This is a genomic window from Streptomyces sp. NPDC107517, from assembly GCF_055582645.1.
In genome coordinates, this window is sequence record NZ_JBVJPM010000005.1 from 526,330 (window position 1) to 536,010 (window position 9,681).

Below are 9,681 nucleotides of genomic sequence, written 5' to 3' on the forward strand. Positions count from 1 at the left end.
CTGATGGACCGTCAGAAGTGTGTCATGGGCCGGCCACTCAGGGAACGCCGCGAGATGGGGAAGTCGAAGTACGTGTCCGGGAAGAGCTCCGGCTTGTACGTGAAGTGCCACCACTCCTCGGGCAGGTTCACGAACCCCTGGGCGGCCAGGGCGTCCCGCAAGAGGTCACGGTTCGCGCGCTGCGCCCCCTGGATCCGCGGGTCATCGGTGTGGGCGAGCGTGTCGAAGCAGTCGAAGCCCGTACCCATGTCCACCGAGTTGTCGGGGAAGCGGTCCTTCTTCGGTCCGTAGCAGGGCGCCAGCCGCTCACCGGGCACGTACGCGCGCGTGGGCACCGCCGGCAGCTTCACGACGGTCAGATCGAGTGTGGAGCCCCGGCTGTGCCCGGACTTCTCCGCGATGTAACCGTCGGCGAACAGTCGCGTCTTGTCGACCTGCGGATAGAACTCCGCCTTCATCCGCTGGTCGTCGAGGTCCTTGGCCCAGCGCACGAAGTGGTCGACCGCCCGCTGCGGCCGGTAGCAGTCGTACACCTTCAGCGAGTAACCCCGCTTCAGGAGCCCCGTCTGCGCCTTGTGGAGCGCCTTCGCGGCAGGTTCGGTGAGGATGCACATCGGCTTCTCGTAGCCGTCCACAGGCGCCCCGACGAAGTTGTGCGGAGTGATGTAGCGGATCTCCTGGATGATCGTCGGGTCGACGTCGCGCAGCGCGACGAATTGGGCGGGAGCCTTGGGCTCGGGCTTCGCCTGTGCGGCGCTCGGAGCGGTGGCCGTCCACAGGAGCGCGGCGGCAGCGGTGACGGCGAGTCGGCGTACGGCAGTTGCTGTTCGTGTCATGAACCCTGCATTTATCAGGATCAAGGGTGGCCAGGGAAGAGCAGCGCTTCGCGATCGGATACAGTCCGCGGCGTGTCAGCACCCCACCACATAACCAACGCCGTTCCGGATTCCCACTGTTCGAGCTGTGGAACCGCTTACGGACCCGACGTTTCGGGATGGCCGCGCACGTGCCCGGCCTGCGGCAACGTGAGCTACCGCAACCCCCTGCCGGTCGCGGTCGCCCTCCAGGCCGTCTACGACAGCCGTGGTTCCGCTCTCGTCGTGATCACCCGGACCATCGCCCCTGCGCGCGGGGGAGTCGCCCTGCCCGGCGGGTTCGTCGACCACAGAGAGGACTGGAAGGACGCCGTCGTCCGTGAGCTCAAGGAGGAGACAGGCATCGAGGCGGCGAGCCGCGACGTGCGCCTCGCCGATGCGATGAGCTCGCCCGACGGACACCTGCTCCTGTTCGGTCTCCTCCCGGAACGCCCGGCCGCCGAACTGCCCGAGCCCGCCGTCACGGACGAGACCGAGGGCTGGCACCTCCTGCGCCGCCCGGCCGAACTCGCCTTCCCCCTCCACACCCTGGCCGCCCGCGCCTGGTTCGAGGGCCGCTACGTGTGACGCGCACCGCCGCATGACCTCCCCAGCCCTCTGAACGCTCAGAGCCCGCGGACCCGCACCGGGTACGCGGGCTCGGCCGGCCCTCCCTCGTCCTGCCGCTCCACCACCACACTGCCGCCGCTCCACCGCGTGGTGTAGCGCTGAACGTCCGGCGTCTGCCAGCCGTCGCCGACGTCGGGCACGACAACCCCGCCGCCGGTACGCCCCTGCGCCGGAGCCCACACCTCGAGGCACAGCTCCCCGTCCTCGCCCCGCACCGGGATCACCGCGCCCGCCCGCGCGAAGACGGGAACACGGGCCGGCGGCGCGGCCACCAGAACCTGACCGGGCCCCTCGTGAGCCTGCCCGCTCTCCGTGTCGTACCAGCGCCCACGCGGCAGTCGCACCGCCCGCCTGTCCGCACCCGGCTCCAGGACCGGAGCCACCAACAAGGAGTCACCCAGCAAGAACGCGTCCTCGCAGTCCCGCAACGCCCTGTCCTCCGGAGCACCCCACCACACAGGCCGCACATACGGAGCGCCCGTAAGCCGCGCGAGATGAGCCAGCGTCACGAAGTAGGGCAGCAGCCGCCAGCGCTCGACGAGCGCCACGCGCGCGTGCTCCAGCACCTCGTCACCGAACTCCCACGGCTCCCGACGCCCCGCCCGCAGCGCCGCATGCGTACGGAAGAGCGGCAGATATGCACCCAGCTGGAGCCACCGCAGATACAGCTCCGGAGATGGATCCCCGTCGAAGCCGCCCACATCCGGACCCGAATACGGCACTCCGCACAACCCGAGGCCCAGCACCAGGGACAACGACGCGCGCAAACCGGGCCACCCCGTGGCCACATCCCCGGACCACGTCCCCCCGTAGCGCTGCATCCCCGCCCATCCCGAGCGCGAGAAGAGAAACGGCCGCTCCTGGGGCCGCAGTTCACGCAGCCCCTCGTACCCGGCGCGCGCCATGCACAGCCCGTACACGTTGTGCGCCTCCCGATGGTCACCGCCCCGCCCCTCCAGGGAGTGCCGTGCCGAGCGGGGCAGCGTCGGGTCACCGAACGCGGCGAAGGACACCGGCTCGTTCATGTCGTGCCAGAACCCCGAGTAGCCCTGGGCGAGCCGCTCCTCGTACAGACCGCCCCACCACTTGCGCACCGCCCGGTCGGTGAAGTCGGGATACACCGACTCACCCGGCCACACCACGCCCCGCACGGCCCTCCCCGCCGCGTCCTTCACGAAGGCGTCCACGGACGCTCCCGCGTCGTACACGGCGTTCCCCGCCTCCGCCTTGACCGCCGGGTCGACGATCGACACCAGCCGCACACCGTCCGCGCGCAGGTCCTCGGCGAGCCGCGGAAGACCCGGATAGGTCTCCCGGTCGACCGTGAACACCTGGAACGCGTCGAGATGTTCGATGTCGAGATGGACCACGTCGAGCGGAAGGCCTCGCTCCCGGTAGCCCTCGACGATCCGCCGCACGGCCTGCTCCCCGCCGAAGCCCCAACGCGAGTGCTGATAACCGAGTGCCCAGGCCGGCGGCAGCGCGGGAGCACCGGTCAGCGACGCCCACGCTTGCAGCACGCGCGCGGGGGGACCCACCATGACCCAGCAGCGCAGCGGACCGCCCTCCATCCGGACCTCGCACGTCCCCGCACGGTCGTGCCCGGAACCAGCACCCTCCTCGCCCTCGGACAGCGTCACCGTGCCGTCCCACGAGTTGTCGTGGAACACCAGATGGGTGCCGGCGTCGGCAACCACCATCTGCACCGGCATGGTCAGATACAGCGGATCATCACCAGGCCCGAAAGAACCGCCCGGATCGGTGTTCCACAGCCGGTACGCGCCGTCCCGCAGCCGGGGCCCCGAGGCCCGGCCGCCCAGTCCGAAGATCCGCGCGTCGGCGGCCACCTCGGACCGCTGCACCCACCGCGCCTCGCCCCCGTCCACGGGCTCCCACCAACGCGGCGGCAGGTCACGCCGCAGCACCACACCCCCCGGAGTGCACACGGAGACGGCGCCGTGCCGCGACACGACGACGGTCACCCGCTCCGCCACCACCCGCCAGCCGCCGTCCTTGTCCGGCTCCAGGACGGCCCGCGGATCCGGCTGCGGACAGGAACCCGCCAGCGCGTACGACGGTTCCGGGTCCGCTCCGTCCCAGCCCCAGAAGACGGCGCCCGTCACCGTCACCGTGATCCGCAGCCGGGACCGCGTGAACCGGACCACACCACCACCGGGCGCCGGCTCGGCCCCCGTCACCGGACCCGGCACCCTCGCCCGCTCCCGCCCCCGACGCCGCAGACCCACCGCATCGGCCCGCTTCCTGCGCCACGAGGACCGCACCGCCCGCAATCCCTGGACCGCACCCACCAAGCCAACCGCCCTCACCGCGCGTACCAGGTCACGACCGTTCATGCTGCTCACCCTGTCATTGCGAGGCGCGCAAAGGTGAGTCGTTCAACTGCCGTTCATCCGTGGTGACAGCACATCTTCACGACGTGGACTATGTGGGGCGCGACCTGGTGCGGAAGTCGATCACGTGGCATCGTCCCTGTCAGCCGTGTCACGCGCACACACCGGCCCGTGCGCGGGACCGCCGCACACCACGCGTACATCCGGGAGCCGCCCCATGCCGTCCGCAGCGAATCCGACGCCGCTCTGGAAGCCCGACGACGAATTCGTCGCCGAGGCGCAGATCACGCGCTTCCAGGCCTGGGCGTCCGAACACCACGGAGCCCCCGCCGACGGCGGATACGAAGCGCTGCACCGCTGGTCGGTGACCGAACTCGACACGTTCTGGAAGGCCGTCGCCGACTGGTTCGACATCCGGTTCACCACCCCTTACGCGCGCGTGCTCGGCGACCGCTCCATGCCCGGAGCCGAATGGTTCCCCGGCGCCACCCTGAACTACGCCGAACACGCCCTGCGCACCGCCACCGACCCCGAGCGCGCGGACACTCCGGCCATCCTCCACGTGGACGAGACACAAGAACCTCGCCCCGTGACCTGGGCGGAACTGCGCCGCCAGGTCGGCTCGCTCGCCGCCGAGCTGCGCGCCATCGGCGTACGCCCGGGCGACCGCGTCAGCGGCTATCTGCCGAACATCCCCGAGGCCGTCGTCGCCCTCCTCGCCACCGCGGCCGTCGGCGGAGTCTGGACGTCCTGCGCCCCCGACTTCGGCGCCCGCAGTGTCCTCGACCGCTTCCAGCAGGTCGAACCCGTCGTCCTGTTCACCGTCGACGGCTACCGCTACGGCGGCAAGGAGCACGACCGCCGCGACACGGTCGGCGAACTCCGCGCCGAACTGCCCACCCTCCGCGCGGTCGTCCACATCCCGCTGCTGGGCACGGACGCCCCCGAAGGGGCCCTTGAGTGGTCGGAGCTCACATCCGCCGACACCGAGCCGGTCTTCGAAGCCGTCCCTTTCGACCACCCGCTGTGGGTTCTGTACTCCTCAGGCACGACCGGACTCCCCAAGGCGATCGTCCAGTCCCAGGGCGGCATCCTCGTCGAGCACCTCAAACAGCTCGGCCTGCACTGCGACCTCGGCCCCGGCGACCGGTTCTTCTGGTACACGTCCACCGGCTGGATGATGTGGAACTTCCTCGCCTCCGGCCTCCTCACGGGCACCACGATCGTCGTCTACGACGGCAGCCCCGGCTACCCCGACACCGGCGCCCAGTGGGCCGTCGCCCAACGCACCGGAGCCACCCTCTTCGGGACCTCGGCCGCTTACGTCATGGCGTGCCACAAGGCCGGCGTCCATCCCTCGCGCGACCACGACCTGTCCCGCGTCAAGTGCGTCGCCACGACCGGCTCGCCGCTTCCCCCCGACGGCTTCCGCTGGCTCCACGACGAGGTGCGCGAAGACCTCTGGATCGCCTCCGTCAGCGGCGGCACGGACGTCTGCTCCTGCTTTGCCGGAGCCGTCCCGACCCTGCCCGTCCACATCGGCGAACTCCAGGCCCCCTGCCTCGGCACGGACCTCCAGTCCTGGGACCCGCAGGGCAAACCGCTCATCGACGAAGTCGGTGAACTCGTCGTCACCAACCCCATGCCCTCGATGCCGATCCGCTTCTGGAACGACCCCGACGGCAGCCGCTATCACGACAGTTACTTCGACACCTACCCCGGCGTCTGGCGGCACGGCGACTGGATCACCCTCACGTCACGCGGTTCGGTCGTGATCCACGGCCGTTCGGACTCCACGCTGAACCGCCAGGGCGTACGCATGGGATCGGCCGACATCTACGAGGCCGTCGAACGCCTTCCCGAAATCCGCGAGTCCCTCGTCATCGGCCTCGAACAGCCCGACGGCGGCTACTGGATGCCCCTGTTCGTCCACCTCGCACCCGGCGCCGTACTCGACGACGACCTCCGCGCCCGCATCAAGCAGACCATCCGCGAGAACCTCTCCCCGCGCCACATCCCCGACGACATCATCGAAGCCCCAGGCGTCCCGCACACCCTCACCGGCAAGCGCATCGAGGTCCCGGTCAAACGCCTCCTCCAGGGCACCCCCCTCGAAAAGGCCGTCAACCTCGGCTCGGTCGACAGCGTCGAACTCCTGCGCTTCTACGAGGACATCGCCCGCAACCGCCCCTGACCGAACCCGGTTCCCCCGCCGTTGTCAGTGCCCCCGATTACTGTGAGTGAGCATTGACTACAGCTCTCAGGGGGAACCATGGCGCACACCCAGAACACCCACCACGCCGGCATGCGACGCGTCCTGCGCCGTGAAGTCGCGGGCATCATCGGCCTGCTCGCCGACGAACGCGACTTCACGGCGATGCGGAGCTACCGCTCCTTCGCCTTCGACGACCACGACACGTACCTCCAGCAGGTCGAAAGCCTCCTCCGGGCCCTCGCCGCCCAGGGCGGACACACCACCGTCGCCCTCTTCGACCCCGAGGAGTACGCGGAATTCTGCGCCGAGAGCGGCCTCGAACCTGACACTCCCACCAGCCGCGCCCGCTTCACCGCCGAACTCGCCGTCCTGGGCGCGACCGTGCCTTATGAGGGACAGCCCCTGGCCGACCTCCTGCCCGACCTCGTCGACGAGGCCGTCCGCCAGGCCACCTGGGAGTACGCCTCGTCCGTCCTCGCCAGGATCGGACCGTGCGGCGCCTGCGGCCGGGACATCGGAAGGGACGCCTTCGCCCGAGCCTCGCACCTCCTGACGCAGGTCCTCGACGCGGCAGGCACCGGCACCCACCACCTCGTGTGCAGCATCCCCACCGACGCGGAATCGGTGCTGTCGGTACTCCACGTCGACCGCTGCACCGAGGGCAGCACACGACTCGACGAGAAGGAGGCGCTCGAGTTCACCACGGTCCTCGCGCTCGGCATCGCCACGGCAAGCCCGGGCGGCCTGGTCATGCGCACCACTGCCGCGAACAAGGACGACCGCGTCCGCGGCTGGCGCCTGCGCGACGAACGCCTGCTACCGCTCACCGCGGCGGAAGTCTTCGACGCCTACTGCACCGACGCCCAGTCCGGCGACCTCGTCGCACCCGAGTCCGGCGTCGACTACTGCGCGGCACCCGACCTCGGAGACACCGGCCCCGCGGGCGGGCACACCCACTGAAACGACCGTGGGGCGCTCCACCACGAAGGTGAAGCGCCCCACGACAGCGAACCGGCTTCCGGCTACTCGCCGGACAGCACCGCCTGGGCGGCCCTGCGGGCCTCCTCGGCGGAGTCCGCGGCACGCGCGGCCGAGGCCGCACGCTCGCACTGCGCCAGCGTGTACTTGCCGAGCGCCGTCCGCACGTAAGGAATCGACGCCGCACCCATGGAAAGGGAGGTGACGCCCAGACCGGTCAGGACGCAGGCGAGCAGCGGGTCGGATGCGGCCTCACCGCAGACGCCACAGCTCTTGCCCTCGGCCCTCGCCGCGTCAGCCGACAGGGCGACGAGGTCGAGCAGTGCGGGCTGCCACGGGTCCTGAAGCCGGGACACCGCACCGACCTGCCGGTCAGCGGCGAACGTGTACTGCGCCAGGTCATTGGTCCCCAGAGAAAGGAACTCGACCTCCTGAAGGATCGAACGCGCCCGGAGAGCGGCCGACGGAATCTCGACCATCGCGCCGAACTTCGCCTCGAGCCCCGCCTCACGGCACGCGTCGGCGAAGGCCTTCGCGTCGGCACGGTCGGCGACCATCGGAGCCATGACCTCGAGGTAGACCGGCAGACCCTCAGCAGCCTTGGCCAGCGCGGTCAGCTGCGTACGCAGCACCTCAGGGTGCTCGAGCAGCGAGCGCAGTCCACGCACACCCAGAGCCGGGTTCGGCTCGTCGGCGGGCGTCAGGAAGTCCAGCGGCTTGTCCGCACCGGCATCCAGGACGCGCACCACGACCCGTCCCTCGGGGAACGCCTCGAGAACCTTCCGGTACGCCTCGACCTGCTTCTCCTCGGAAGGAGCGCGGCTGCTGTCGTCCAGGAACAGGAACTCGGTACGGAAGAGACCCACACCCTCCGCACCGGCCTCGACCGCGGCCGGCACGTCGGCCGGACCGCCGACGTTGGCAAGGAGCGGCACCTTGTGACCGTCGGACGTCGCACCGGGACCGGACGACGCGGCAAGCGCGGCCTTCCGCGCGGCGGAGGCAGCCTCCAGCTCGGCCCGCTTCTCCGGAGTCGGGTCGACGAAGATGTCGCCGGTGCTGCCGTCGACAGCGATCACCGTGCCCTCGGCGAGCTCACCGGCACCCGGAAGCGCGACGATGGCCGGCACTCCGAGCGCGCGCGCCAGAATTGCGCTGTGGCTGGTCGGCCCGCCCTCCTCGGTGACGAAGCCGAGCACGAGCGTCGGGTCGAGCAGCGCCGTGTCCGCGGGAGCCAGGTCCCGCGCGATGAGTACGTAGGGCTTGTCGCTGTCCGGGACACCGGGCATCGGCACTCCGAGCAGCCGCGCCACGATCCGGTTCCGGACGTCGTCCAGATCGGCGACGCGACCCGCGAGGTACTCACCTGCACCGGCCAGCAGCGCCCGATAAGACGCGAAGGCGTCGTACACCGCACGCTCGGCCGTGCTGCCGACCGCGATACGTCGGTCGACATCGGCCATGAGCTCCGGGTCCTGCGCCATCATGGCCTGGGCCTCGAGCACATGCTGTGCCTCGCCACCCGCCAGATTGCCGCGCGCAATCAGATCGGCCGCCACAGCTTCCACGGCCTGACGGGCGCGCCCCTGCTCGCGCTCCGCGTCCTCCGTCGGAATCTGCTTGGCCGGCGGCTCGAGAACCGCCGTCCCCATGTGCCGAACCTCGCCGATCGCCACACCGTGGCTCACGCCGACGCCTCGCAGCGTTGTCTCCATCTCACCGTCTCCGATAGTGCGGCGGGCCCAGCCGCCGCGGTGGTTGACCTGCATGCCGTCAGCGACGGCTCGCGTCACTTCCAGCTGAAGAGTGCGTCGCCGGACTTGACGTCGCCGTCCTCGGCCACATCGGAGAGGGACTCAGCGGTGGCCTCGAGGGCAACGATCGGGCAGATCGGGGACTTGCCCGCGGCTTCGACGGCGGCCGGGTTCCAGCGCACCATCTCCTGACCGCGCTGCACGGTGTCGCCCTTGTTGACGAGCAGCTCGAAGCCTTCGCCATTCAGCTGAACCGTGTCGATGCCCAGGTGCGTCAGGACGCCGTGGCCCTGGTCGTCCACCACTACATAGGCGTGCGGGTGAAGAGAGACGACGATGCCGTCGACGGGCGCGACAGCCGCCGAGGGCTCGCGCACCGGATCGATGGCGGTGCCGGGACCGACCATCGCACCGGAGAAGACCGGGTCAGGAACGGCGGAGAGTCCAATGGCGCGTCCGGCGAGCGGGGACGTCACACTGGTCATGGCAAGCCTCCCAGGGGCGGAGATTGATGGTCGCCGTCACTGCATGTCCTGGACGGCGTACCGTTTCAGAGCGTAAGTCATAAAAAGTCCCGGTTCCCCATGGGAGGTACCGGTTGGCTGACGTAGAGGGTGCACGCAAACGATTTGCGCCTGCCCTGCACGCCCATGTACTGTCGTACTCCCGCTTGAGGCCGAGCGGCACCTTCGAGTGCCTGGTGGCTCAGCGGCAACTATCACGACAGATCTTAGCTTTGATCGACTTCTGCATGCCCGCAGAAGTCCATGGTCAGAGCGGCGGAAAATCACTGATAGTGTTTGGACCGCCGGAAAGGGAAACGCGAAAAGCCGAAAGGCCGGAGCGGAAACCTGAAAGGCACCGAGGAAATCGGACACGAAAGAGTCTGATAGAGTCGG

The 9,681-nt window shown here is 69.8% G+C and carries 7 protein-coding genes; 3 read left to right on the plus strand and 4 right to left on the minus strand.

Translation table 11 applies throughout. From position 1 onward, the window contains the following. Window positions 1–11 precede the first annotated feature (11 nt). A complete protein-coding gene (locus tag ACZ67T_RS15865; RefSeq protein ID WP_469984396.1) occupies window positions 12–836 on the minus strand; it encodes a M15 family metallopeptidase in 825 nt (274 codons plus the stop codon). Between the two features lie 72 nt (window positions 837–908). Here ACZ67T_RS15865 and ACZ67T_RS15870 point away from each other — a divergent pair, with 72 nt between their 5' ends. Next, on the plus strand, window positions 909–1,442 hold the full coding sequence (locus ACZ67T_RS15870) for an NUDIX domain-containing protein (RefSeq protein ID WP_469984397.1): 534 nt from the start codon (window positions 909–911) through the stop codon (window positions 1,440–1,442). Between the two features lie 38 nt (window positions 1,443–1,480). Here the strand turns inward: ACZ67T_RS15870 and ACZ67T_RS15875 are convergent, their stop codons facing one another. Continuing rightward, window positions 1,481–3,838, minus strand: a complete 2,358-nt coding sequence (locus ACZ67T_RS15875; RefSeq protein ID WP_469984399.1) for a glycoside hydrolase family 31 protein — start codon at window positions 3,836–3,838, stop codon at window positions 1,481–1,483. A gap of 214 nt (window positions 3,839–4,052) precedes the next feature. On the opposite strand from ACZ67T_RS15875, the gene ACZ67T_RS15880 reads away from it, so the two are divergent. Next, a complete protein-coding gene (locus tag ACZ67T_RS15880) occupies window positions 4,053–6,029 on the plus strand; it encodes an acetoacetate--CoA ligase (protein ID WP_469984401.1) in 1,977 nt (658 codons plus the stop codon). Between the two features lie 78 nt (window positions 6,030–6,107). After that, window positions 6,108–7,010: a hypothetical protein gene (locus ACZ67T_RS15885; protein ID WP_469984402.1), complete on the plus strand. Its 903-nt coding sequence runs from the start codon at window positions 6,108–6,110 to the stop codon at window positions 7,008–7,010. A 62-nt stretch (window positions 7,011–7,072) separates the two neighbouring features. Here the strand turns inward: ACZ67T_RS15885 and ptsP are convergent, their stop codons facing one another. Continuing rightward, window positions 7,073–8,743 carry a phosphoenolpyruvate--protein phosphotransferase gene (gene ptsP, locus ACZ67T_RS15890; RefSeq protein ID WP_469984430.1) on the minus strand — a complete coding sequence of 557 codons (1,671 nt, stop codon included), beginning with the start codon at window positions 8,741–8,743 and terminating at the stop codon, window positions 7,073–7,075. Window positions 8,744–8,817: 74 nt separating this feature from the next. Then, a complete protein-coding gene (locus ACZ67T_RS15895) occupies window positions 8,818–9,267 on the minus strand; it encodes a PTS sugar transporter subunit IIA (RefSeq protein WP_469984403.1) in 450 nt (149 codons plus the stop codon). Window positions 9,268–9,681 lie beyond the last annotated feature (414 nt).